The following is a 21,912-nucleotide window of genomic DNA, read 5'->3' on the forward strand; positions in this document are numbered from 1 at the left end:
ACTGCGGTGCGGCGACCCGCCGCTTCCGCATCAGTAAGCTGGACATCGAAACACAAGCGTCTTAAGGAGACAGGCTCATGAGCGAATCCGTCAGCCTCCCGGCACTCGGAGAGAGTGTCACGGAAGGAACGGTCACCCGCTGGCTGAAGAACGTCGGGGACCGCGTCGAGGTGGACGAGCCCCTGCTCGAGGTCTCGACCGACAAGGTCGACACCGAGATCCCGTCGCCCGTCGCGGGAGTGATCGAGGAGATCCTCGTCCAGGAGGACGAGACCGTCGAGGTCGGCGCCGAGCTGGTGCGCATCGGAGACGGCTCCGGAGCCGCGTCGGCGTCCGAGCCCGAGGCTCCCGCCGAGGAGGCCCCCGAGGTCCAGGCCGCCGAGACCGAGGCCACTGACGAGGCGACCCCGTCGGTGGACGCCGAGAGCGACGCCGAGGCTCCCGCCCCGGCCGAGCCCGAGCCCGCCCCGGCCGCCGAGAAGCCCGCCGCCCCCGAGGCCGCGGCTCCCGCTCCGTCGGCTCCCGCCCCGGCCGCCGCCGCCCCGGCCCCCGCTGCCGCCGCGCCCGCCGCCTCCCCGGAGCCCACCGACTCCAACCCCGGCTACGTCACCCCGCTCGTGCGCAAGCTCGCCGGCGAGAACGGCATCGACCTCTCCACCCTCACGGGAACCGGAGTCGGCGGCCGCATCCGCAAGCAGGACGTCCTCGACGCGGTCGAGGCCGCCAAGTCGGCTCCGGCCGCCCCGGTCTCGGCGCCCGCCGCCGCAGCCGCCAAGGCCGCGCGCACCCCGCTCGAGACGTCGCCCCTCCGCGGCACCACGCAGCCGATGTCGCGCCTGCGCAAGGTCCTCGCGCAGCGCGCCGTCGAGTCGATGCAGACGAGCGCCCAGCTCACCTCGGTCATCGAAGTCGATGTCACGGCGGTCGCCCGCTTCCGCGACTCGGTCAAGAAGAGCTTCCAGGAGAAGACCGGCGCCAAGCTGTCCTTCCTCCCGTTCTTCGCCCTCGCGGCGGCCGAGGCGCTCAAGGCCTACCCGGTGATCAACTCGACCCTCGACGGCGAGTCGATCGTCTACCCGGACCACGAGAACATCAGCATCGCCGTCGACACCGAGCGCGGCCTGCTGACCCCGGTCCTCAAGAACGCGTCCGAGCTGAACCTCGCGCAGATCGCCTCCACCATCGGAGACCTGGCCGAGCGCACCCGCAACAACAAGCTGAAGCCCGATGAGCTCGCCGGCGGCACCTTCACGCTGACCAACACCGGTTCGCGCGGGGCCCTGTTCGACACTCCCGTCGTGTTCCTGCCGCAGACCGCGATCCTCGGCACCGGCATCGTCACCAAGAAGCCGGCCGTCGTGCAGGTGGACGGTGCTGACGCCATCGCGATCCGCTCGACCGTCTTCCTCGCGCTCTCGTACGACCACCGCACGGTCGACGGAGCCGACGCGGCGCGCTTCCTGGTCGCGATCAAGGAGCGCCTCGAGGAGGGCTCGTTCGAGAACGACCTCGGCATCTGAGGCGCTCCCCCTGAGCGCGCCTCTCACGAGGCCGCTCCGGTGTAGACGTCGCGGATGAGCCAGCCGGCCTCCGTCCTGATGATCAGGACGGAGGCCGCTGTCGTCCCCGGGGTCGTCCTGAGGTGCACGACCGCCGATGCCCCGTTCACGTCGACGAGGACGGCCGACGCCTCCCCCGTCGCCGGGACAGCGGAGGCGGGGCCGTCCGCTTCGTCGCCGAGCGGCGAGTCCGCCGTGACCAGCCCGCGGGCGCACTCCCTGTCCCCGCACGCGCGCACCGCGTCGATCAGCACCTCCGCCGCCTGCTCGGCGTCGAGCGCGGCCGCCGCGACCGGAGCGGGCGGTGCCGCGGTCGCCACCGCCGGCGGAGTCGACCGAGCCGGAACGGGCGCGGCTGCGGTCGACGCCTCCGCATCCTGCACCTGCCGACCGGGCCCGCCCGCGAGCGATCCGGCGAGCACCGCTCCCAGCACGATCGCCGTCCCGACCGAGAGAGGTCCCCGACGCCGGACGACGAACGCCCGGAGGCGGTCCTGCCAGCCGTCGAGCGGATGGACCCGCCGGTGCCGGGCAGTCGGAGCAGGCACCGCCTCCCGACCCCGTGCATCCGCGCCGGACGTCGGCAGCGCCCGCACCGCCTCGCCTATCCCCTGCGGATCCGCGAGTCCGTAGAGGTTGCCCTCCAGCGCCAGCAGGTCGCGGTGCCGCGCGAGGGCGGCGACCGGCAGCTCCGGGCAGAGCATCCCGAGGCGCTCCAGGACCCGCTGCAGCGCGTCGCGCGCCGCACGCGGGGTGTCGACGGCGGGCGTCGTCAGCAGCAGCAGGGGCCGACCCTTCTCCGTCAAGCCGATGTCGTCCGTCGTCGGAGCCAGCCATGCTCCCTCGAGCGCGGCCGAGCGGACCGCGCCCACCACGGGGGCGAGGAGGGTGACCGCGGCGCCGAGTCCGATCCCCCGCTCGACCCGCAGGAACCTCTCGAGCGTGGCGACGACGGGAGGGGCGGTCGACACGATGCACCTCCTCGGAGACGACTCCACCCGGACGATGCTCTCGCGGTGGCGGTGCTCGGCGAGCCGAGCCACCGGCGACGCCTGCAGCGCCTCGGCCTCCCGCGGCCGCATCGTCCGCTCGGCCGACGGTGCGGCGTCCGGCGCAGGCGTCCACCGCCTCCCCGTCCGCGCTCCGCCGATCCTCCGGCCCTGGACCGTCCCGCTGCTCGTCATGAGGCGAGCCTGACCGCAGGCCGAGGCGGAGGACGCCCGCCGATCCCGATCGGTGGAGGGATCGGCGCACGTGCCCTCTGTGGAGGAGTCCGATCCGCGTCCGGGGTCCGCCGCCGCGCTCCCGCTCGGTATCCTTGACGTCATGGCACGCAGCACGGAACCGTCGACGAAGGCGGTCAAGGAACCCGGACGTCTCAAGCAGATGTGGCAGGTGTTCCAGATGACCCGCCGCTACGACAGCAGCGCCGTCTGGATCATCCTCCTCGCGCTCCTGCTCCCGATCCTGCTCGGCGTGCTCCTCGGCATCCTGCTCGGCAACGGCAACGGCTTCGTGATCGCGCTGTGGATCATCGTGGGCGTGATGGCCGGCCTGGTCGCCGGACTCGCCGTGCTCTCGCGTCGCGCCGAGCGTGCCGCCTACGGCCAGATCGCCGGTCAGCCCGGCGCGGTCGGCGCCGTCCTGCGCAGCGGACTGCGCGGCACCTGGACCGGCGGGGAGATGCCCGTCGCCGTCAACGGCAAGACCCAGGACGCCGTCTACCGCGCCGTCGGCCGCGGAGGCGTCGTGCTGATCGCGGAGGGCCCCGCCTCCCGGACCAAGCGCATGCTCGAGGACGAGCGGCGCAAGGTCTCGCGGATCCTGCCGAACGTCCCCGTCACCTTCGTGCACGTCGGCTCCGACGCCGATGCGACTCCGCTGCACAAGGTGCCGAGCCGCCTCTCGAAGACGAAGAAGGTCCTCACCAAGGCCGAGGTCCTCGCGGTGAAGAACCGGCTCTCCTCGCTCAACACGTCGCTGCCCATCCCGAAGGGCGTCGACCCCTTCAAGGTGCGCCCTCAGCGATCGCGCTGACGCACGACGCGACAGGCCGGTCGGGATCTCTCCCGGCCGGCCTGCTCCGTCTGCGGCGCCCGTCAGTAGCGAACGAGAACCGTCCCGGCCACCTTGTCGTGGAAGCCGCGCTGGTCCGAGTCCCAGACGAGCGCCGGCACCAGCACGGCCAGCAGCACCGAGCGCACGATCGGGCGCCACACGCCGACCCAGCCCCCGCCGAGACGGATGACGCGCATCCCGAGCAGGCGGTGCCCGATGCTGCCGCCGATGGTGGGGATGAAGACGACCTGCAGCAGGACGAACAGCAGCAGGCTCGCCCAGCGGTCGTAGTCGAAGAACGCGAGCGACAGCAGGGCGGCGACGGCGAAGTCGACGGCCAGTGCGGCGATGCGGCGGCCGGACCGTCCGACCGAGAGGCGGCCCTCTCGGGGGAGGCCGAGACGCTCCCCCGGGTACGAGCTCGGGGCGGCGTCGGCGAAGGTCCTGCGGTCGGCGGCTGGCATCCTCCGATCCTATCCGCGGCGTCTCGGAGCGGACCGAGGAGCGGGTGGTCCGGCAGACGACGTGGAGCCCGACCCCGGACGGGCCCCGTAACATGTCGGAAACAACAGGGACACGGTGGGGAAACCCCCCGTCACTACCCTGGAACGGCTGCGCTCTGCAGCACCCCGTTACGCCATTGGAGACCTTTGCATGTTTAAAGATTCTTCCGAGGTGCTCTCGTTCATCAAGGACACGGACGTCAAGTTCCTCGACATCCGGTTCACCGATCTCCCCGGTGTCCAGCAGCACTTCAACATCCCCGCCTCGACTGTCGATGAGGAGTTCTTCTCCGTCGGTCAGCTCTTCGACGGGTCCTCGATCCGCGGATTCGCGAACATCCACGAATCGGACATGCAGCTGATCCCTGACGTGACCACCGCCTACGTGGACCCGTTCCGCGTCGAGCGCACGCTGATCCTCGTCTTCGACATCTACAACCCGCGCAACGGCGAGATCTACTCCAAGGACCCGCGTCAGGTCGCGAAGAAGGCCGAGAAGTACCTCGCGTCGACCGGCATCGCCGACACCGCGTTCTTCGCTCCCGAGGCGGAGTTCTACATCTTCGACGACGTCCGCTACGAGATCACGCAGAACTCCGCGTTCCACTCCGTCGACTCGGTCGAGGGCGCCTGGAACTCGGGACGCGTCGAGGAGGGCGGCAACCTCGGCAACAAGACGCCCTACAAGGGCGGCTACTTCCCGGTGAGCCCCGTCGACAAGCAGGCCGACCTCCGCGACGACATCTGCCTCAAGCTGATCGACGCCGGCCTCATCCTCGAGCGCTCGCACCACGAGGTGGGCACCGGCGGCCAGGCCGAGATCAACTACCGCTTCGACACGATGGTCCACGCGGCGGACGACATCCTGAAGTTCAAGTACATCGTCAAGAACACGGCCGAGCAGTGGGGCAAGACCGCCACGTTCATGCCGAAGCCGCTCTTCGGCGACAACGGCTCGGGCATGCACACCCACCAGTCGCTGTGGAACGACGGCACGCCGCTCTTCTACGACGAGAACGGCTACGGCGGTCTCTCGGACCTCGCGCGCTGGTACATCGGCGGCCTGCTCAAGCACGCCCCCGCCGTCCTCGCGTTCACGAACCCGACGGTCAACTCGTACCACCGCCTGATCCCGGGCTTCGAGGCGCCGGTCAACCTGGTCTACTCGGCCGGCAACCGCTCCGCGTCCATCCGCATCCCGATCACCGGCACGAACCCGAAGGCCAAGCGCATCGAGTTCCGTGCGCCCGACGCCTCCGGCAACCCGTACCTCGCGTTCGCCGCGCAGCTGATGGCGGGCCTCGACGGCATCAAGAACCGCATCGAGCCGCACGAGCCGGTCGACAAGGACCTCTACGAGCTGCCCCCCGAGGAGGCGAAGCTCATCCCGCAGGTCCCCGCGACCCTGGGCGAGGCTCTCGACGCCCTCGAGGCCGACCACGACTTCCTCCTCCAGGGCGGCGTGTTCACTCAGGAGCTCATCGACACCTGGATCGAGTACAAGCGCGAGAAGGAGATCAAGCCCCTCGCGCAGCGTCCTCACCCGTTCGAGTTCGAGCTGTACTACGGGGTCTGATCCCGCAGCACTGCCGAAGGGCCGTTCCTCCTCGGAGGGGCGGCCCTTCGCCGTCCCCGGCGCGCGGGCGTCAGCGGTAGGAGGGAGCGTCTCCTGCGGCCGGCCCGTAGAACAGGCGCTCGAAGACCGCGCGGCAGCGGCGGGTCACGCCGAGGTAGTCGTCCTCGAGCGCCGTCGCGGACCCGACCGGGTACTCGAGCAGGCGCGCGACGCCCTCGAGCTGCCGGCGGTCGGTCGGGAGGACGTCGCTGGTGCGGTTGCCCCAGAGCGTGGTGCCCGAGCGGACACGGGACGCGAGGATCCACGCGGCACGCAGCCGCTCCGCGTCCTGCGGGCCGACCATGCCCTCCTCCTCCGCGACCGCGAGGGCGGTGAGGGTCGAGGTGGTCCGCAGCGCCGGGGTCCGCCGCGCGTGCTGCAGCTGGAGGAGCTGCACCAGCCACTCGACGTCGCTCAGCGATCCGCGGCCGAGCTTGAGGTGACGGCGGGGGTCGGCGCCCTGCGGCAGACGCTCGCTCTCGACCCGTGCCTTGATCCGCTTCACCTCGCGGATGTCGCGGTCGGAGACCGCTCCCGGGTAGCGGACCCCGTCAGCCAGCTCCTCGAAGTCCTCGATGAGCGCCTGGTCCCCCGCCACTCCCCGCGCCCGGAGCAGCGCCTGCGCCTCCCAGGTCAGCGACCAGCGGGCGTAGTAGGCGCGGTAGGAGTCGAGGGAGCGCACGAGGGGCCCGTTCTTGCCCTCGGGCCGCAGGTCGGCGTCGAGGTCGAGCGGCAGGCGGGAGTCCTCCGTGAGCCGGACCAGCTCGGCGACGACGAACTGCGAGTAGAGCTGGGCCTGGTGCGGCTCGGCGGTGCCGGGTCGCTGGACGTACATCACGTCGGCGTCGGAGCCGAAGCCCAGCTCCGCCCCTCCGTACCGGCCCATGCCGATGATCGCGAACTCCGCGTCGGCGCCGGGCCGGGTCGCACTGCCGCGCCGGATGGCGGCGAGCACGCCGCTCAGCAGTGCGCTGATGATGTCGGTGAGGCTGGTCGCGATCTCCTCGATCGAGCTGAGGCCGAGCACGCCACCCATGGCGGTCCGCAGCACCTCACGCCGGCGCATCGAGCGGAGGACCGAGGCGACCGCGTCGGGCGTCTCGTGCCGGGCGAGCACGGCGCGCACCTCCTCGGCGAGCTGGGCGGCGCTGCGGGGGCGGAGGGCGTCGTCGTCCTCGAGCCAGGCCGCCGACTCCGGGATGCGGTCGAGCAGCTCGCCGACGAAGCGCGATCCGGAGAGCACCGTGGTGAGCCGCTTGGCGGCTCCGGACGAGTCGCGCAGCATCCGGAGGAACCAGGGCGTCCCGCCCAGTGCGTCGCTGAGGCGCCGGAACGCGAGCAGGCCGTAGTCGGGGTCCGGTCCGTCGGCGAACCACTGCAGCATCACCGGCACGAGGTGGCGCTGGATGCTCGCGCGGCGCGAGACGCCCGAGGTCATCGCGGCGATGTGGCCGAGCGCCCCGCGGGCGTCCGCGAAGCCGATGGCGGCGAGGCGCGCCTCCGCCTGGCCGGTGGACAGCTCGGCACCGCCGTCGGAGAGCGCGGCGACCGCGGAGAGCAGCGGACGGTAGAACAGGCGCTCGTGCAGGCCCCGGACGCGGTGCTTGATCCCGTTCCAGACGCTCAGCAGCTCCTCCGCCGTGCGGGCGAGCCCGCTGGAGCGGGCGAGGGTCCGCTGCTCGTGCTCGTCCCGCGGCATCAGGTGCGTGCGTCGCAGGCGCCGCAGCTGGAGGCGGTGCTCGAGCAGCCGGAGTGCTCGGTAGTCCTGCGCGAACTCCTCCGCGGCGGAGCGGCCGATGTACCCGCGGTCGGCGAGGGCGCCCAGGGCGAGGAGGGTCCCGGGCATGCGGATCTCGTCGTCGGTCTGCCCGTGGACGAGCTGGAGCAGCTGCACCGTGAACTCGATGTCGCGCAGGCCGCCGGGCCCGAGCTTGATCTGGTAGTGGACGTCGTTCTGCGGGATGTTCTCGGTGACCCGCTCCCGCATCCGCTGCACCGACTCGACGAAGTTCTCGCGGGAGGCGCTCGACCAGACCTTGGGCGCGACCGCGTCGACGTACGCTCGCCCCAGCTCCTGGTCGCCGGCGAGCGGACGCGCCTTGAGCAGCGCCTGGAACTCCCAGCTCTTCGCCCACCGGTCGTAGTAGGTGATGTGCGACTCGAGGGTGCGCACGAGCGCGCCCTGCTTGCCCTCCGGGCGCAGGTTCGGGTCGACCTCCCAGAGCTCCGGCTCCATCGCCAGCGCAGAGGTTCCGCGCATGAGGAGCACGGCGAGCCGGGTGGCGACGTCGATCGCACGGGCGTTCGTCAGCTCCTTCTCCGGGTCGCCCTCGGCGACGAAGATCACGTCGACGTCGCTGACGTAGTTGAGCTCGGACGCTCCCGCCTTGCCCATGCCGATGACGGCGAAGCGGGTGGCGGCGACCTCGTCCCGGCCGAAGCGACCCGGGCCCGTGCCCTCGACCAGCTCGGTCCGCGCTACGGCGAGGGACGCCTCCAGCGCGGCTCCGGCGAGGTCGGCCAGCGCCCTCGTCACCCGGTCGATCGCCGCGACGGGGTCGGCCTGGCTCAGGTCGTGGACGACGATCCTGGTGAGGAGGCGGCGGTACCGCACGCGCAGCGCCGTCCAGCCCGCCTCCTCCCGGAGCGACGAGAAGCCGTCGACGGCGCCGACCGACTCGAGCAGCTCGGCCTTCATCTCGGCGCGCCCGGGGAGCGTGCGCACCGGCTCGAGCACGCTGGCCAGCTCGTCGGGCCGGCGCTGGAGGAAGTCGGCGAGGCCGGAGGAGGCCCCCACCACCAGAAGCAGCCGGGTCAGGGCCTCGTCGTCGGCGAGGACCGCGTCCATCCGGTCGCGGTGCCGCCGCAGCAGGTCGATCAGAGCGAGCAGCGCCTCGTCCGGATCCGCCACCCGGGCGAAGGAGGGCAGCACCGACTCGAGCTGCCGCCCGGCCAGCTCCTCCGCCTCGGCCAGCCGCGCCCCGGTCTCACCGAGCGCGGCGAAGCCGAGGCGTGCGACATCGCGGAGGGAGCGTTCGCGGGGCATGGCCGAGGCGTCAGAGCATCTCGAGATTGCTGCGCAGCTCGTACGGCGTGACCTGGGCGCGGTACTCGGCCCAGTCCTTCCGCTTGTTGAGCAGCACGAAGTTGAACACCTGCTCGCCCAGCGTCTCGGCCACGAGCTCGGACTCCTCCATCAGCGAGATGGCGCGGTCGAGGCTGGCGGGCAGAGCGCCGTAGCCGAGCGCCCGGCGCTCCGCGTCCGAGAGGGCCCACACGTTGTCCTCGGCCTCGGCCGGGAGCTCGTAGCCCTCCTCGATGCCCTTGAGCCCGGCCGCCAGGAGCAGCGAGTACGCCAGGTAGGGGTTCGCCGCGGAGTCCAGCGCCCGGTACTCGATGCGCGACGACTGCCCCTTGTTGGGCTTGTAGAGCGGGACGCGCACGAGGGCGGACCGGTTGTTGTGGCCCCACGAGACGTAGCTGGGCGCCTCGTCGCCGCCCCAGAGCCGCTTGTAGGAGTTGACGAACTGGTTCGTCACGGCGGTGATCTCGGGGGCGTGCTTGAGCAGGCCCGCGATGAACTGGCGGCCGAGCTTCGACAGCTGGTACTGGGCGCCCTGCTCGTAGAACACGTTCACGTCGCCCTCGAAGAGCGAGAGGTGGGTGTGCATGCCCGAGCCGGGGTGCCCGGAGAGCGGCTTCGGCATGAACGTCGCGTAGACGCCCTGCTCGATCGCCACCTCCTTGATCACGGTGCGGAAGGTCATGATGTTGTCGGCCGTCGTGAGCGCGTCCGCGTAGCGGAGGTCGATCTCGTTCTGGCCGGGGCCCGCCTCGTGGTGGCTGAACTCGACCGAGATGCCCAGATCCTCCAGCATGCGCACGGAGCGGCGGCGGAAGTCGTGCGCCGTGCCTCCGGGGACGTTGTCGAAGTACCCGGCGGAGTCGACCGGCTCCGGACCCTCGGCGCCGAAGGACGACGACTTGAGGAGGTAGAACTCGATCTCGGGGTGCGTGTAGAAGGTGAACCCGCGCTCGGCCGCCTTCGCCAGCGTGCGCTTGAGCACGTTGCGCGGGTCGGCGACGGCGGGCTGGCCGTCCGGCGTGGTGATGTCGCAGAACATCCGCGCCGTCGGGTCGATCTCTCCGCGCCACGGGAGGATCTGGAAGGTCGACGGGTCCGGATGCGCGAGGACGTCGGCCTCGAAGGAGCGGGTGAGGCCCTCGATGGCGGAGCCGTCGAAGCCGAGCCCCTCCGCGAACGCGCCCTCCACCTCGGCCGGCGCGATCGCGACCGACTTCAGCGTGCCGACGACGTCGGTGAACCAGAGGCGAACGAATTTGATCCCTCGCTCTTCAATGGTGCGAAGAACGAAGTCCCGTTGCTTGTCCATCCAGACCCCTCCTGTTTCGACCCTCAGGCTACTGCCTCCGACCGGGGCCCGCGGGGCGCCCGAGGCGCGCCGTAGACTGGCGCCCATGTCAGCGCAGCCCGTGAAACGCGTTCGAACCCGCCACTTCCAGAACGCGAAGGACTCCGGTGTCCGCATCACCGGGCTGACCAGCTACGACCAGCTGACGGCGAAGATCTTCGACGACGCCGGGATCGACTTCCTCCTCGTGGGCGACTCCGCCGGCAACACGGTGCTCGGCTACGACACCACTCTGCCCGTCACCGTCGACGAGCTCATCCCGCTGGCACGTGCCGTCGCCGGAGCCGTCGAGCGCGCCTTCGTCGTCGCCGACATGCCCTTCGGCTCCTACGAGTCGGGTGCCGACGACGCGCTGCACACGGCGTTCCGCTTCATGAAGGAGACGCACGCGCACGCGGTGAAGCTCGAGGGCGGAGTCCGCTCCGCCGAGCAGATCCGGCGCATCGTCGAGGCGGGCATCCCCGTGATGGCGCACATCGGCTTCACGCCGCAGAGCGAGCACGGGCTCGGCGGCCACATGGTGCAGGGGCGCGGCGAGGGCATCGAGCAGCTGCTCGCCGACGCGCGCGCCGTCCAGGAGGCCGGTGCGTTCGCCGTCGTCCTCGAGATGGTGCCCGCCGACGCGGCACGTCAGGTGACGGAGGAGCTGCGCATCCCCACGATCGGAGTCGGAGCGGGACCGCACGTCGACGGACAGCTGCTCGTGTGGACGGACTTCGCCGGATTCACCACCGGCCGCATCCCCCGCTTCGTGAAGCAGTACGCGGATCTGCGCGGCGTGCTCACCGGAGCGGTCACCGCGTTCCGGGACGACGTGGAGTCCGGCGCCTACCCCGGCGCCGAGCACAGCTACGAGTAACCGCGGTCAGCGGTCCTCGGCGGCGTCCTCCTCGGCCCACTTGCGGCTGTTCTCGTGCAGCCGCTCGAGGGCGTGCTCCGCCTCCTCGCGAGAGGAGAAAGGTCCCACCCGGTCGACGGAGGGGGACACGAATCCCTGCTCCACCGTGCCGCCCTTGAGGTTGTACCACCAGGAGTTCGCGTCGCCGTCAGCCATGCCGCGATCCTACGCCGCAGCCCGCGTCGGTCCGCACCCCCGCCCTTCGCTAGCATGGCCGCTATGACTGCTGCGGCGACCGCCATCGGAATCGACATCGGGGGAACGGGCATCAAGGGGGCCTCGGTGGACCTGGCCGCGGGCACTCTGCTCAGCGACCGGATGAAGCTCGCCACTCCCCCGGGCGGCACGCCGAAGGACATCGTCGCCACCGTCCAGCAGATCCTCGAGAAGATCCCGGACCTGCCCTCGGACACCCCGGTCGGCATCTGCTTCCCCGCCGTCGTCGTCCACGGACGGACGATGTCGGCGGCGAACGTGTCGGACGAGTGGATCGGCCTCGAGGCCGAGAAGCTGTTCGAGGACGCGATCGGCCGGAACATCTTCTTCGTCAACGACGCCGATGCGGCGGGCTACGCCGAGTCGCGCTTCGGAGCGGCGAAGGACAAGGAGGGCCTGGTCATCATGACCACCCTCGGCACCGGCATCGGGACGGCGCAGATCCACGACGGGGTCCTCATCCCCAACGCTGAGCTCGGCCACCTCGAGATCCACGGCGGCGACTACGAGAAGAAGGCCTCGTTCGCCGCCAAGGAGCGCGACGACCTCGACTACAAGCACTGGGCGAAGCGCCTGCAGCGCTACTACTCCCACCTCGAGGCGCTGCTCTGGCCCGATCTCTTCATCGTCGGCGGCGGCATCTCCAAGCACCACGACGAGTTCCTCCCGCTGCTCGACCTGCGCACCCCGATCATCCCGGCGGCGCTCCGCAACAACGCCGGCATCCTCGGCGCGGCCGCGCTCGCAGGGCGGGGCTGAGTCTTTTTCCTCGGCGGTCCCCGCCCGCCGAGGCGCGGTCGGCCTCGGGAGGTGACGCGTTCCGGGGAGCGGGGTGCGGACGGCTACGGCGAAACGCTGGCACGCGTTTCGCCGGTTCGCCTGGTGCGTGGCGCCATGGCGGACGGACGTGATCGGACCTTCGGGGTCCAGCGGTCGCGGTGAGCCACGACGGGGCGGGGGCACCTGGTCCTCGGCGGCGATCCGCAGCGGCGTCTCAGGACCGTCCTCCGGGATCGGCGCCTGCCGGACGTCGTGCTGCACCGCTTCGTCCTCAGGGGGCAGCGCGAGAGATGGACCGCGCCAGTCCTGTCGAGTGGCGGCGCAAGGATGTATCGAGACCCGGGAACCGCCACGGCAGGCCGTCGCGCTGCCTGCGGGCGGGAGCGCGAGCTCGGCGACCGGCGGAGACGCGAGATGCCCCGCCGGGGCGGGGCATCTCGTGGCGAAGGGGTCGGCTGATACGCCGGGTTCTGTTCACGCCGCGCCTCTCGGCGGGCGCTGGACGGCCATCTCTCTCGGAGCCACGTCGCCGTGACCCTCCAGCGGTCTACCCGAGGACCCGACGAGCAGCCGCATCGTCCTCTGTCTGACCTTGCTCCGGGCGAGGTTTACCGAGCGGACCGGATCACTCCGGCCCCTGGTGGTCTCTTACACCACCGTTTCACCCTTACCGCCGGCCGGAGCCGACGGCGGTCTGTTCTCTGTGGCACTGTCTCGCGGGTCGCCCCGGGTGGGTGTTGCCCACCGCCCTGCTCTGCGGAGCCCGGACGTTCCTCGGCACCACGGCTCTCGCCGCGGTGACGCGACCGTCTTGCCGGCCCGTTCGCCCGTCCAGTGTACGGCTCAGGCGAGGGTGGACTCCTCGCCGCGCACCAGGATGCAGCCGCTGTCGGGGCAGAGGACGACCTCGTCGGGAGCGGAGGCGCGGATCCAGGAGAGGTCCGACTCGGTGAGGGCCACGCCGCTCCCCTCCGACACCTTCCCGCGGAGGAGGGCCGCGCCGACTCCGTAGCGGGCGCGCTGCTTCTCGTACAGCTCGACCAGGTCCTCCGGAAGGGTCGTCACCAGGTCCGCCCGGTCCCGGGCGAGCGCCTCCTGCTTGTCGCGGAGCTTCTCGGCCTGCGCGTCGCGCTCCTCGGCGAGGGTCCCGAGCGAGGCGACGACCTCGTCGCGCTCGACCTGAGCCGCGGCGACCTCGGACTCGATGCCCTCGATCCGCTCCATCAGGGTCAGCTCGATGTCCTCGAGGTCTCCCCGTCGCTTCACGAGGGAGGTGATCTCGCTCTCGAGCGCGGCGATGTCCTTGGCCGCGGATGCGGTCTGCAGGCGGTCGCGATCGCGGGTGAGCCGCTTCTCGACCACGCTGACGTCGGACTCGATGCGCCCGAGCTCGGTGCGCACGTCCTCGAGGCGCCCTGTGCGCTCGGCGAGGGAGCGGCGGGTCTCGTTGTCGCGGGCCTGCATCGCCTGGATCCGCGCGATCTGCGGGAGCGTCGCGAGGGCGTGGCGCAGCTGCGCGCCCCTCGTGTCCAGACTCGCCAGAGTCAGGAGTTCGCGCTGGTGTGCGGGGCTGGCTTTCACGTGGCGGTCCTCGTTCCCGGCGCGCAGTACGGGCGCGCCGCGTCCATTCTCCCGTGCCCGCGGCGGGTCAGTGCACGATCGCGAAATCCCACGGGTCGGTGCGGGTCTCGCTCACCTCGACGATGACCGTGGGCAGGGCCTCCCGCAGCGCGGTCGCGGCGACGTCGAGCCACAGCCACTCGCTCGCCCAGTGCGAGACGTCGATGAGGGCAGGGCCGGTGCCGTGCAGGGCCTTCTCGCGCGCCTCGGACGCCGGGTGGTGCCGGAGGTCGGCGGTGATGAAGACGTCGCTCGTGCGGACGGCGGGGGCGTCCAGGAGCGAGTCCCCCGCTCCCCCGCAGAGCGACACGCGGCGCACGGGCGTCTCGTAGGCGCCCGCGGCCCGCACTCCCCCTGCGGTGGCCGGCAGGAGCTCGGCCACGGCTCCGGCCAGGCGTCCGAGCGTCACCTCCTCGGGCAGGTCGCCCACTCGGCCGAGCCCGACCGACGGGTCGGCGCCCGGGACGAGCGGAGTCGCGCCGGTCAGGCCGAGGCGGGTGGCGATCACGTCCGAGACCCCGTCCGCGACGATGTCGGCGTTCGTGTGGGCCGAGATCAGTGCGCAGCCGCCCCGGATGAGCTCCGCGAGCAGGCGGCCCTTGTAGCCGTCCTCGGCGATCGAGGTGACGCCGCGCAGCAGCAGCGGGTGGTGCGCGACCAGGAGCTGGTATCCGCCGTCGACGGCCTCCGCGACGGTGTCGGAGACCACGTCGACCGTGAGCAGGATCCGCTCCACCGCGGCGTCGGGGTCGCCGGTGACCAGGCCGGGCGCGTCCCAGCTCTCGGCGGCCGCCTCGGGCCAGAGACGGTCGATGACGGCGTGGACGTCGCGCAGTGAGGGCATGCGTCCAGGGTAGGGCCGCTCAGGGCGGGTGGTCGGTCTCCACGGCGCGGATCCCGGCGTCGGCCGCCGCGTCCAGGTCGGCTCGCGGGTGGTCGTCCGACTCCAGCAGGAGGAGGGTGATGCCGCCGTACTGCTCGATCTCGAGCAGGCCCGCGACTCCGGAGGCGGCGAGCACGTGGCCGCCGATCCCTCCGGTGGTGTCGACGACGTGCGTGTGCAGGCCGGCGACGCTGATCCCCTGGAACGGCTGCGGGCTGACGAGGCCCAGCAGCGTGCCCTCGATGCCGGTCAGCCGGACCTCGTGCTGGTCGCGCATCGCGTCCGCCAGGCGGCGGTAGGGCTCCGCCTGCGCGATCGGCCGGCGCAGGGTCGGCGTCTCCGCCTGCGCGCTCAGGCGGACGCCGACGAAGACGTCCGGACAGGGCACGAGCGAGCGCACTGCGGCCAGTCTGCCGAGCGGCGCGATCGGGAGCCGTCGCGGCGCACGGTCGGTGGTCCGTGCTTGCCTGGGGACCATGAACGAGTACCTGCCCTGGGCCGTCGCGGCCGCCCTGCTCCTGGCCCTCCTCATCACGGTCGTCGTCGGCCGCCGACGGCGCACTGCGGCGGGAGCGGCGGCGGAGCAGGCCGCGGAGGAGGCCGCGGAGGAGCACCAGCGCACGATCGCCGAGCGCGACCGGAGCCACGAGGCGGCGCTGAAGGCACTGACGCGCGCGCGCGACGCCGAGCGCGACCTCAGTCGGACCGAGCTCGAGACGGCGCAGGAGGAGGCCGAGCAGACCCGTGACGCGCTCGCCAGGACCTGGAGCAGCGAGGCCGTCTCGCACACCCTGATCCGAGAGGCGTGCGCCTCGGCGGGGCTGTCCGGCGTCCTCGCCACGAACGTCGTCTTCGTACCGGTCGACGCGCGCACGACGCGCCGCTTCCTCGCGCAGATCGACCATCTGCTGCTCACCCGGCACGGCGCGCTCATCATCGAGGCCAAGTACTGGCAGGGGGTCGTCTTCGACGGCGTGCGACCCGGTACCGTCCACCCCTCCTACGGCGTCCTCCTCGACGAGGACGCCCTGCCCGAGGCCTTCGCGGTTCAGATCGCACCGGGGACGGCGTCGCGGTGGACGGTGCGCACCCATGTCGAGCAGCACGTCCCCGCCCGGCAGGTCCGGATCCAGGCCGCGAGGCTCAAGGAGCACCTGGCCCTGCACGGACTGCCGACACCGTGGTTCGAGACGGCCGTGCTCTACAGCCACCCCGACGTGAGGACGTACGCGCCGGGATGGCAGGGCTCGGGAGCGGCACAGACGAGGATCGTGACGGGAGTCGACGAGCTGACGGACGCTCTGGCCGATCTCGCACGGCGCCCGGGCACCACGATCGGGGAGGACGCCTGGGGCGAGCTCTCCGGATTCCTCGCCGGATGCGGCGGCCATGTGGAGCCGGTCGGGCCGACGCGTGCGTGACCAGCAGGGGGACCCGGTGGCCGGACGGGTACGGTCATGACTGGCCTGACCGGCCTGAGCCGGACAGGACGACGACGGACAGGACGGCGCCGGACCCTGTAGCGCCGTGAAAGACGAAGGTCCGCACTCCCGGAGGAGTGCGGACCTGTTCGGTGGATCCGAGGGGATTCGAACCCCTGACCCCCTGCATGCCATGCAGGTGCGCTACCAGCTGCGCCACGGACCCATGTTCTGTTCTGTCTTGCTTCGTGCTGTCTTTCGCTGTCTCCGCCCGGCGGAAGCAACTCGAATAAACTACAACACGATCCGCGTGAAGTGAAATCGAGCGCTGTCGCCGGGCGTGTTCGTCAGTTCGAGGACGTCGACGAGTCGACGGCGACGGGCTGCTCGAGGGTGAACGGCACTGTCGGGCAGTCCTTCCAGAGGCGCTCGAGCGAGTAGTACATGCGGTCCTCCTCGTGGAAGACGTGCACGACGAGGTCGCCGAAGTCGAGGAGGATCCAGCGGCCCTCCGCACGGCCCTCGCGGCGCAGCAGCTTGGCGCCGGAGTCGTTCAGGCGGTCCTCCACCTCGTTCGCGATCGCGACCACGTTGCGCTCGGAGCGGCCGGTGGCGAGGAGGAAGATGTCGACCAGCGGCAGCGGACCCGAGACGTCGAGGGCGACGAGGTCCTCACCGCCCTTGGAGTCGGCGGCGGTGGCCGCGAGCTGGAGCAGGGCGCGGGCGGAATCGGTCGCAGTCATGAAGCCTTCAGTGTCGGTGGTGGAGATCAGAAGATGTTGAGCACGAAGCCGCCGATGAACAGCGCGATCGCGCCGACCAGCAGGACGGCCGCGGTGATCGCGAGGACCACCGGGACGCTCACGCCGGCGCGCTTCTGCGGCGCGATCATCGAGGTGCCGGCGGCGTGCGTGGAGACGGCGCTGGACGCCCGGACCGGCTCGGACTCGCCGGCGGGCTGCTCGCGGTCGATGCGGTCGACGTAGCGGTCCACATCGGGCGAGTCGTAGAGGTTCGGGTGCTGGCCCGTGGAGCCGAGGCTGCGCGGGAGGTCGAACGAGCCGGTGACGAGGATCTCCCCCGTGTCCGTGCCGACGGTCGCGCCGGGGCCCGTGGTCGGCAGGATCAGCGCGTTGGTGGTGGTGACGGCACCGGTGGCGGCGACTCCGCTCGCGATGAGGGAGTCGAACGAGGCGTCCACCTCCTCCTTCGACTTGCTGTCGAGCTCCTCGGTGATGGCGAGGTGCTCGATCGGCGGCTCGAAGCTCCCGGTGATCTCGGTGGCCTTCTCGTCGGCGATGTCGAGGGATCCGCCCACCGACGCGAAGAGCGCGGTGTTCAGGTGCGGCTGCTCGGGCTGCTCGCCAGCAGTCGGCCGCTCGTCGTCCGCGTCCCGCTCGTCGGAGGCGTCCGCGGACGGCGTCTCGTCGTCCGAGGAGGAGCTCTCGATCTCGGCCTCGTGCACCTCGGCCGCGTCGGCCTCGTCGGCGTCCGCGGTCGCATCGGTGGCGGACTCGTCCGCCTCCTCCTCGGACGCCTCGGGGGCGTCCTCGGTGACGACGTCCTCGTCGCCCTCCGGCTCCTGCTCCGCTGCACCCTCGGGCACCGGCTCCGCATCACGGGACTCGTCGGCCGCCTCGATCACGGGGACCGCCCCGGTCGACGGGAGCGCCGAGGCGCGCTCGAGGGCGCCCTCGACGTCGTCGGAGCGCTCATCGTCGGACCGCTCCTCGTCGGCGGGCGGCTCCGCCTCCGGTGCGGCGGCGACCTTCTCCGCCTGCTGCTGCGCCAGCAGTGCGCGCAGCTCACGACGGGTCAGCTGGCGGCCCGTGGCGTTCTCGGTGGCGACGATCTCCATCGAGGAGGTGCGCAGGTCGGGCTCGCTCGCGGGGCTCGGCTCGACGGGGGTGATCCGCAGGGCCTGGGTGGGGGTCAGCACCGGCATGTCGCCGGCGGTGGTGGCGGTCGCGGTGGCAGCTCGGCGGGACGTCGTCGGAACGGCGGCGGTCGTGGCCGCACCGGCCTCGCGCCTCTCGCGCTCGCGGATCTCGCGCCGGGTGAGCGGCTTCTCCTCGGGCTGAACTGTCATGACGTGCTCCGATACAGGTGGTGCTTCGAGATGTACTGGACGACACCATCGGGAACCAGGTACCAGACCGGATGACCCCGGTTGACGCGGCTCCGACAGTCGGTCGAGGAGATCGCCAGTGCCGGAATCTCCAACAAGGATACGTCCTGGGCCGGCAATCCCGAAACGTTGAGGACGTGCCCCGGCCGGCTGACGGCGACGAAGTGGGCCAGCTCCCACAGCTCGTCGTAGTCCTTCCAGCTCAGGATCTGAGCGACCGCGTCCGCGCCGGTGATGAAGAACAGCTCGGCGTCGGGGTGCGCGGCGTGGATGTCGCGCAGGGTGTCGATCGTGTAGGTCGTGCCGATCCGGTCCACGTCGACGCGGCTGACGGTGAAGCGCGGGTTCGACGCCGTCGCGATCACCGTCATCAGGTACCGGTGCTCGGCGGAGGTCACCGTCTTCTTGTGCCACGGCTGGCCGGTGGGCACGAAGACGACCTCGTCCAGGTCGAACGACTGGGCCACCTCGGAGGCGGCGACCAGGTGACCGTGGTGGATCGGGTCGAAGGTGCCGCCCATCACGCCGATGCGCGGACGCCGCGGGCCTCCGCTCGCGGCGGACGTCACGATCGCTGGGCTCCCCGCCTAGTGTCCGTGACCGTGCTGGTCGTGGGAGCCGGCGCCGGTCTTGTGCGAGTGGCGGTTCGCCACGTCGCGGTAGCTCCAGGTGACGAAGCCGAGGGCCGTGAAGGCGACGGCGGCGATCAGGCCGAAGACGATCGGGGGGAACGGCAGCTCCGTGTGGGCCGCTGCTTCGGCGAGGACGGTCGTCGCGAGGGACATGCAGTGCTCCTTGGAGGTCGTGGTCGCCCCGGCGGGGCTCCGACGAGTCTACCCGGACGCCGCTCGACGCCGGATCGCCGGTCCGGGCGCTAGGCGCGGACCTGTCCCGCGCCGCGCAGCAGCCACTTCGTGCTGGTCAGCTCGGGAAGACCCATGGGGCCCCGAGCGTGCAGCTTCTGCGTCGAGATGCCGACCTCGGCGCCGAACCCGAACTCCCCGCCGTCGGTGAAGCGGGTGGAGGCGTTGACCATCACGACCGCGGAGTCGACCTCGGCGAGGAAGCGCTCGGCGCTCCGGAGGTCGTTCGTCACGATCGACTCGGTGTGGTGGGTGGAGTACCGGTCGATGTGGGCCATCGCGGCGTCGAGGTCGTCGACGATCGCGACGGCGACGTCGAGCGAGTAGTACTCCGCGGACCAGTCCTCGTCGGTGGCGGGCACCGCGTCGGGCCAGAGCGCCGCGACGCGCTCGTCGCCGTGCACGGTCACTCCCGCTTCCGCGAGCCGGCCGAGGACGGGCGGGAGGAGGCGCTCGGCGGCGTCGCGGTGGACGAGGAGGGTCTCGAGGGCGTTGCAGGTGCTCGGACGCTGCACCTTGGCGTTGTGGACGATGTCCACGGCCCACTGCTCGTCGGCACTGGCGTCGAGGAAGACGTGGACGACTCCGGCGCCCGTCTCGATCACGGGGACCGTCGACTCCGTCACGACCGACTCGATGAGGCCCGCGCTCCCCCGCGGCACCAGGACGTCGACGTAGCCGCGCGCTCGCATGAGGGCCTTCGCGCCCTCGCGGCCGTGGTCGTCGACCGTCTGCACCAGCTCGGCGGGCAGGCCGACGGAGGCGACGGCCTCCTGCAGCAGCTCCACCAGGACGCGGTTCGTGTTCTCCGCGGCCGTGCCTCCGCGCAGGATCACGGCGTTCCCGCTCTTGAGGGCGAGCGCCGCGATGTCGATGGTGACGTTCGGGCGCGCCTCGTAGATCGCTCCGACCACGCCGAACGGGACCCGCACCTGGGTGAGGGAGGCGCCGTTGGGCAGGTTCGATCCCCGCACCGTCTGCCCGACCGGATCGGTGAGCCCGACGACCGCGACGACGGCGTCGGCGAGGGACCCCAGGCGCGCCGAATCGAGGCGGAGGCGGTCCTGCAGGCCCGCGCTCATCCCGCTCTCGCGACCCCGCTGGAGGTCGAGCTCGTTCGCCGGGACGACGCGCTCGGCGCTCGAGCGCACCGCGTCGGCGATGGCGAGCAGAGCCCGGTTCTTGAGGTCGGTGGTCGCACTGCGGAGGGAGCGCGACGCGACGCGGGAGGCGGCGAACCGCTCGGTCAGCGCACTGCTGTCGGGGGTCGTCTGCGGCATCCGGCCAGTGTAGAGGCAGACGACCCCGGCGGCGGGAGTCAGCTCTCCTCGCCGGCCTCCGTGCCGTCGCCCTCGTCGGCGACGCGCCAGACGCCGCCCTGGCGCTCGCGCTCGAGCTCCGCGCGGGCCTCGGCCTTGGCGTCCATCCGCTCGAAGTAGTCCTCGCGACGCTCGTTGCGGGTCTTGCGCCGGTTGTCCTCGAGGCGGAGGTCCGTTCCGCGGGGCGCAGTGATGAGCTCGGCCGTCGAGGTGAGGGTCGGCTCCCAGTCGAAGACGACGCCGTCGCCGGGGCCGATGACGACGGTGGAGCCGGCGACCGCTCCAGCCGAGAACAGGCCGTTCTCGACTCCGAGCTTGGCCAGGCGGTCGGCGAGGAAGCCGACGGCCTCGTCGTTCGTGAAGTCGGTCTGCGCGACCCAGCGCACGGGCTTGGTGCCCAGGACCCGGTACACGTTGCCGTACGAGCCGCCCTCGACCCGGATCTCGAAGTCCTTCTCGTCCACGGCGCGGGGGCGGATGGTGATGCGCTCCACCCGCGGCACAGCGGCGAGCTCGAGGCGGTGCTTCTCGACGATCTCGGCGAGGGCGAACGTCAGCTGGCGGAGTCCCGAGTGGCTGACCGTCGAGATCTCGAAGACGCGGTAGCCGCGGCCCTCGAGGTCGGCCCGGACGAAGTCGGCCAGCTCCTGGGCCTCGGGCACGTCGACCTTGTTGAGCGCGATCAGCTGCGGGCGCTCGATCAGCGGCACCTGTCCGTCGCCGACGGGGTACGCCGCCAGCTCCCCGAGGATGATGTCGAGGTCGGTCAGCGGGTCGCGGCCGGGCTCGAGCGTGGCGCAGTCGAGCACGTGGACGAGCGCGGTGCAGCGCTCGACGTGGCGGAGGAACTCCAGGCCCAGGCCCTTGCCCTCGCTCGCACCCTCGATGAGACCGGGCACGTCGGCGACGGTGAACCGCGACTCCCCCGCCTGCACGACGCCGAGGTTGGGCGCGAGGGTCGTGAACGGGTAGTCCGCGATCTTCGGCTTGGCCGCTGAGATCGCCGCGACGAGGCTCGACTTGCCCGCCGAGGGGAACCCGACGAGCGCGACGTCCGCGACGGTCTTCAGCTCGAGGACGACGTCGCCCTCCCAGCCCGGCGTGCCGAGCAGCGCGAAGCCGGGCGCCTTGCGCTTCGTGGTGGCGAGCGAGGCGTTGCCGAGGCCGCCCTGCCCGCCCGGAGCGATGACGAACCGGAGGCCGGGCTCGTCCATGTCGATCAGCTGGTCGCCGTCCGGCGACTTGACGACCGTGCCGACCGGGACGGGGAGCTCCATGAGCTCGCCGTTCCCGCCCGCGCGGTGGTCGCCCATGCCGGGACCGCCGTTCTCGGAGCTGCGGTGCGGGTGGCGGTGGTAGGCGAGCAGCGTCGTCGTCTGCGGGTCGGCGACGAGGACGATGTCGCCCCCGTGCCCGCCGTTGCCGCCGTCGGGGCCGGCGAGCGGCTTGAACTTCTCGCGACGGACGGAGACGCAGCCGTTGCCGCCGTGGCCGGCACGCAGATGCAGCGTGACGTTGTCGACGAAGGTGACCATGGTGTGAATCCGTCCGTGAGTGCGTGCGGCGCCGGGATGCCGGCGCCGGGGGGCTGTGCCCCGGTAAACGCGCAAGGGGCG

At 71.7% G+C, this 21,912-nt stretch carries 21 protein-coding genes, 1 tRNA gene and 1 other RNA gene; 7 read left to right on the plus strand and 16 right to left on the minus strand.

Annotated elements, in window-relative coordinates; genetic code table 11:
• The first annotated feature begins 77 nt into the window (after positions 1-77).
• Positions 78-1,520: a 2-oxoglutarate dehydrogenase, E2 component, dihydrolipoamide succinyltransferase gene (sucB, locus tag GSU40_RS08210; protein ID WP_104325722.1), complete on the plus strand. Its 1,443-nt coding sequence runs from the start codon at positions 78-80 to the stop codon at positions 1,518-1,520.
• Between the two features lie 23 nt (positions 1,521-1,543).
• Here sucB and GSU40_RS08215 read toward each other — a convergent pair whose 3' ends face one another.
• A complete protein-coding gene (locus GSU40_RS08215) occupies positions 1,544-2,530 on the minus strand; it encodes a hypothetical protein (protein WP_160034404.1) in 987 nt (328 codons plus the stop codon).
• 1 nt (position 2,531) lies between these two features.
• Between GSU40_RS08215 and GSU40_RS08220 the strand changes: the two genes are divergently transcribed.
• Together GSU40_RS08220 and GSU40_RS08225 are read left to right on the plus strand one after the other, a co-directional pair.
• Positions 2,532-2,756 carry a hypothetical protein gene (locus tag GSU40_RS08220; protein ID WP_146083008.1) on the plus strand — a complete coding sequence of 75 codons (225 nt, stop codon included), beginning with the start codon at positions 2,532-2,534 and terminating at the stop codon, positions 2,754-2,756.
• Between the two features lie 129 nt (positions 2,757-2,885).
• Positions 2,886-3,596, plus strand: a complete 711-nt coding sequence (locus GSU40_RS08225) for a DUF4191 domain-containing protein (protein WP_104223728.1) — start codon at positions 2,886-2,888, stop codon at positions 3,594-3,596.
• Between the two features lie 62 nt (positions 3,597-3,658).
• On the opposite strand, the gene GSU40_RS08230 is transcribed toward GSU40_RS08225, so the two are convergent.
• Positions 3,659-4,081: an RDD family protein gene (locus GSU40_RS08230; protein WP_104223667.1), complete on the minus strand. Its 423-nt coding sequence runs from the start codon at positions 4,079-4,081 to the stop codon at positions 3,659-3,661.
• A gap of 190 nt (positions 4,082-4,271) precedes the next feature.
• Here GSU40_RS08230 and glnA point away from each other — a divergent pair, with 190 nt between their 5' ends.
• Positions 4,272-5,696 (plus strand): type I glutamate--ammonia ligase, encoded by a 1,425-nt coding sequence (gene glnA / locus GSU40_RS08235; protein ID WP_104223668.1) that lies wholly within the window; start codon positions 4,272-4,274, stop codon positions 5,694-5,696.
• A gap of 70 nt (positions 5,697-5,766) precedes the next feature.
• On the opposite strand, the gene GSU40_RS08240 is transcribed toward glnA, so the two are convergent.
• Together GSU40_RS08240 and GSU40_RS08245 are read right to left on the minus strand one after the other, a co-directional pair.
• Entirely contained in the window at positions 5,767-8,781 is a 3,015-nt protein-coding gene (locus GSU40_RS08240) for a bifunctional [glutamine synthetase] adenylyltransferase/[glutamine synthetase]-adenylyl-L-tyrosine phosphorylase (protein WP_160034406.1), read from the minus strand.
• Positions 8,782-8,791: 10 nt separating this feature from the next.
• A complete protein-coding gene (locus tag GSU40_RS08245; protein ID WP_068253236.1) occupies positions 8,792-10,129 on the minus strand; it encodes a glutamine synthetase family protein in 1,338 nt (445 codons plus the stop codon).
• 85 nt (positions 10,130-10,214) lie between these two features.
• On the opposite strand from GSU40_RS08245, the gene panB reads away from it, so the two are divergent.
• Positions 10,215-11,027: a 3-methyl-2-oxobutanoate hydroxymethyltransferase gene (panB, locus tag GSU40_RS08250; RefSeq protein WP_104254909.1), complete on the plus strand. Its 813-nt coding sequence runs from the start codon at positions 10,215-10,217 to the stop codon at positions 11,025-11,027.
• Between the two features lie 6 nt (positions 11,028-11,033).
• Here panB and GSU40_RS08255 read toward each other — a convergent pair whose 3' ends face one another.
• Complete coding sequence (locus tag GSU40_RS08255; protein ID WP_160034408.1) at positions 11,034-11,222, minus strand: SPOR domain-containing protein; 189 nt, start codon at positions 11,220-11,222, stop codon at positions 11,034-11,036.
• A gap of 63 nt (positions 11,223-11,285) precedes the next feature.
• On the opposite strand from GSU40_RS08255, the gene ppgK reads away from it, so the two are divergent.
• Positions 11,286-12,041 (plus strand): polyphosphate--glucose phosphotransferase, encoded by a 756-nt coding sequence (gene ppgK, locus GSU40_RS08260; RefSeq protein WP_160034410.1) that lies wholly within the window; start codon positions 11,286-11,288, stop codon positions 12,039-12,041.
• A 464-nt stretch (positions 12,042-12,505) separates the two neighbouring features.
• Here ppgK and rnpB read toward each other — a convergent pair.
• From rnpB to GSU40_RS08280, 4 genes are all read right to left on the minus strand, one after another.
• Positions 12,506-12,884: RNase P RNA component class A (gene rnpB, locus GSU40_RS08265), an RNA gene on the minus strand.
• Positions 12,885-12,905: 21 nt separating this feature from the next.
• Complete coding sequence (locus GSU40_RS08270) at positions 12,906-13,643, minus strand: hypothetical protein (protein ID WP_160034412.1); 738 nt, start codon at positions 13,641-13,643, stop codon at positions 12,906-12,908.
• A 67-nt stretch (positions 13,644-13,710) separates the two neighbouring features.
• Positions 13,711-14,526, minus strand: a complete 816-nt coding sequence (locus tag GSU40_RS08275) for a Nif3-like dinuclear metal center hexameric protein (protein WP_160034414.1) — start codon at positions 14,524-14,526, stop codon at positions 13,711-13,713.
• 19 nt (positions 14,527-14,545) lie between these two features.
• Complete coding sequence (locus GSU40_RS08280) at positions 14,546-14,965, minus strand: acetolactate decarboxylase (protein ID WP_160034416.1); 420 nt, start codon at positions 14,963-14,965, stop codon at positions 14,546-14,548.
• Positions 14,966-15,041: 76 nt separating this feature from the next.
• Here GSU40_RS08280 and GSU40_RS08285 point away from each other — a divergent pair, with 76 nt between their 5' ends.
• Positions 15,042-15,986, plus strand: coding sequence for a nuclease-related domain-containing protein (locus GSU40_RS08285; protein ID WP_160034418.1), 945 nt, complete (start codon positions 15,042-15,044; stop codon positions 15,984-15,986).
• A gap of 153 nt (positions 15,987-16,139) precedes the next feature.
• Here the strand turns inward: GSU40_RS08285 and GSU40_RS08290 are convergent.
• The 7 genes from GSU40_RS08290 to obgE form a co-directional block, all read right to left on the minus strand.
• Positions 16,140-16,212, minus strand: a tRNA-Ala gene (locus GSU40_RS08290).
• A 121-nt stretch (positions 16,213-16,333) separates the two neighbouring features.
• Positions 16,334-16,729 (minus strand): ribosome silencing factor, encoded by a 396-nt coding sequence (gene rsfS, locus GSU40_RS08295; protein WP_104223676.1) that lies wholly within the window; start codon positions 16,727-16,729, stop codon positions 16,334-16,336.
• A gap of 26 nt (positions 16,730-16,755) precedes the next feature.
• Entirely contained in the window at positions 16,756-18,075 is a 1,320-nt protein-coding gene (locus tag GSU40_RS08300) for a hypothetical protein (protein ID WP_160034419.1), read from the minus strand.
• Positions 18,072-18,683, minus strand: a complete 612-nt coding sequence (gene nadD / locus GSU40_RS08305; RefSeq protein WP_104223678.1) for a nicotinate-nucleotide adenylyltransferase — start codon at positions 18,681-18,683, stop codon at positions 18,072-18,074. The genes GSU40_RS08300 and nadD overlap by 4 nt, the downstream gene beginning before the upstream one ends.
• 18 nt (positions 18,684-18,701) lie before the next feature.
• Positions 18,702-18,899 (minus strand): hypothetical protein, encoded by a 198-nt coding sequence (locus tag GSU40_RS08310; protein ID WP_104223679.1) that lies wholly within the window; start codon positions 18,897-18,899, stop codon positions 18,702-18,704.
• Positions 18,900-18,988: 89 nt separating this feature from the next.
• Positions 18,989-20,257: a glutamate-5-semialdehyde dehydrogenase gene (locus tag GSU40_RS08315; protein WP_160034421.1), complete on the minus strand. Its 1,269-nt coding sequence runs from the start codon at positions 20,255-20,257 to the stop codon at positions 18,989-18,991.
• Positions 20,258-20,295: 38 nt separating this feature from the next.
• Complete coding sequence (gene obgE / locus GSU40_RS08320; protein WP_104223681.1) at positions 20,296-21,831, minus strand: GTPase ObgE; 1,536 nt, start codon at positions 21,829-21,831, stop codon at positions 20,296-20,298.
• Positions 21,832-21,912: the final 81 nt, after the last annotated feature.

The organism is Rathayibacter sp. VKM Ac-2805, from assembly GCF_009834265.1.
GTDB lineage: Bacteria > Actinomycetota > Actinomycetes > Actinomycetales > Microbacteriaceae > Rathayibacter.

Excerpts from the sequence above, each read along its gene's own strand:
- sucB (WP_104325722.1), top strand. The coding sequence starts at position 78 with ATGAGCGAATCCGTCAGCCTCCCGGCACTCGGAGAGAGTGTCACGGAA.
- GSU40_RS08220 (WP_146083008.1), top strand. The coding sequence starts at position 2,532 with ATGCACCTCCTCGGAGACGACTCCACCCGGACGATGCTCTCGCGGTGG.
- GSU40_RS08225 (WP_104223728.1), top strand. The coding sequence starts at position 2,886 with ATGGCACGCAGCACGGAACCGTCGACGAAGGCGGTCAAGGAACCCGGA.
- GSU40_RS08230 (WP_104223667.1), bottom strand. The coding sequence starts at position 4,081 with ATGCCAGCCGCCGACCGCAGGACCTTCGCCGACGCCGCCCCGAGCTCG.
- glnA (WP_104223668.1), top strand. The coding sequence starts at position 4,272 with ATGTTTAAAGATTCTTCCGAGGTGCTCTCGTTCATCAAGGACACGGAC.
- GSU40_RS08240 (WP_160034406.1), bottom strand. The coding sequence starts at position 8,781 with ATGCCCCGCGAACGCTCCCTCCGCGATGTCGCACGCCTCGGCTTCGCC.
- GSU40_RS08245 (WP_068253236.1), bottom strand. The coding sequence starts at position 10,129 with ATGGACAAGCAACGGGACTTCGTTCTTCGCACCATTGAAGAGCGAGGG.
- panB (WP_104254909.1), top strand. The coding sequence starts at position 10,215 with ATGTCAGCGCAGCCCGTGAAACGCGTTCGAACCCGCCACTTCCAGAAC.
- GSU40_RS08255 (WP_160034408.1), bottom strand. The coding sequence starts at position 11,222 with ATGGCTGACGGCGACGCGAACTCCTGGTGGTACAACCTCAAGGGCGGC.
- ppgK (WP_160034410.1), top strand. The coding sequence starts at position 11,286 with ATGACTGCTGCGGCGACCGCCATCGGAATCGACATCGGGGGAACGGGC.
- GSU40_RS08275 (WP_160034414.1), bottom strand. The coding sequence starts at position 14,526 with ATGCCCTCACTGCGCGACGTCCACGCCGTCATCGACCGTCTCTGGCCC.
- GSU40_RS08285 (WP_160034418.1), top strand. The coding sequence starts at position 15,042 with ATGAACGAGTACCTGCCCTGGGCCGTCGCGGCCGCCCTGCTCCTGGCC.
- rsfS (WP_104223676.1), bottom strand. The coding sequence starts at position 16,729 with ATGACTGCGACCGATTCCGCCCGCGCCCTGCTCCAGCTCGCGGCCACC.
- GSU40_RS08300 (WP_160034419.1), bottom strand. The coding sequence starts at position 18,075 with ATGACAGTTCAGCCCGAGGAGAAGCCGCTCACCCGGCGCGAGATCCGC.
- GSU40_RS08310 (WP_104223679.1), bottom strand. The coding sequence starts at position 18,899 with ATGTCCCTCGCGACGACCGTCCTCGCCGAAGCAGCGGCCCACACGGAG.
- GSU40_RS08315 (WP_160034421.1), bottom strand. The coding sequence starts at position 20,257 with ATGCCGCAGACGACCCCCGACAGCAGTGCGCTGACCGAGCGGTTCGCC.
- obgE (WP_104223681.1), bottom strand. The coding sequence starts at position 21,831 with ATGGTCACCTTCGTCGACAACGTCACGCTGCATCTGCGTGCCGGCCAC.